At 26.2% G+C, this 1,193-nt stretch carries 1 protein-coding gene; it reads right to left on the minus strand.

Annotation, left to right across the window (positions count from 1 at the left end; translation table 4 throughout):
• Positions 1-50: 50 nt before the first annotated feature.
• A partial coding sequence (locus tag T386_RS04440) for a lipoprotein 17-related variable surface protein (protein WP_036460164.1) occupies positions 51-1,193 on the minus strand: 1,143 nt, incomplete at its 5' end.

Raw genomic sequence — 1,193 nt, forward strand, 5'->3', positions numbered from 1 at the left:
ATGCATCATCTTGATGAATACATTTTTTTGATAGCAATATAAAACAGTGCTTATAATTGATCTTTGGATTGTTTTACAGTGCCAAATGCATGATCTTTTTTTGCTCATATTTTAATTATAGGTGTCTTTTCATCATAATCGTAATCAGGTTTGCCTTCTATTGAATTAACTAATTGGAAGCCAAAACAAACGTAGTTTTCATAATCTGAGTTATCTGATCATCAAATAATTTTGGCTCGTAAATGTGGGCAAGAATCTATTTTTTGAATCAATTTTTCACCATCTTCTTTGTGTTTTTTCTCCTCATCATTTTTAGGATTATCATAATAAATTTTATTTATACGCCAAATAGCATTCTGATCGCGAATTAAGCAATTTAACCTTCTTTCTATTTCTTCTTTTGAAATTTTTCCATTATTAAATAGCCAATAATAATTATGATATCTTATTAAATCAGGATCTTTCGCATTACTAGATTCAGCGGACATCATCATATATCAACAAAATTTGCATAGATATTCATAATCAATAGTATAAATATCTCCTGTTTTATAAAAACCTCCATATGGACCTACAACTTTTTCTACTGAAAATTTTTTATTTTTAGCAGTAAAAATAAATCTAATAAATGCTATTTCTTCATCACCATTAACATTAGGTTCTCAAATATATTTAAAGTCAACTTTCTTTGTGATTTCTTTGAAAGTATCATTGTCTTTCTCATTAAATCGTATTAAATTAGTATCATAATTAGATAGTCTATGTAGTTTTCTTCTAGTAGGCAAAAATGAATATCTTGATAATGAATTAGCAAATTCTTCTACTTGTTTTTTGTGTTTGAGAATACTATAAAAACCAGCAATTTTTAGATTTTTACTATATGTGCATTTATTTATTTTATCTGCTAAGATAACCTTTATATCTAAATTGCCATTTTGATCATCTGCCAAAACTAGTTCTGTTTGGCTAATTATAAGGTTAGCATTAATTGATAATAATGGAGAGTCTTTTTTTAATTGAATGTTGTCAACATTATATTCACTTGGCGATAAATCTGAATCAACATTAATTTTTAAATCATCAATAGTTAAACTATTGCACAAGGCATCAAACTGTTTTGTAGAATAGAACTTATTTATAGACAAATTAGCAACTTTTGATGACTCTTTATGATCATATTTAAGCTTAAATGA

It is taken from the genome of Mycoplasmopsis primatum ATCC 25948, assembly GCF_000702785.1.
GTDB classification, from domain to species: domain Bacteria; phylum Bacillota_I; class Bacilli_A; order Mycoplasmatales; family Metamycoplasmataceae; genus Mycoplasmopsis; species Mycoplasmopsis primatum.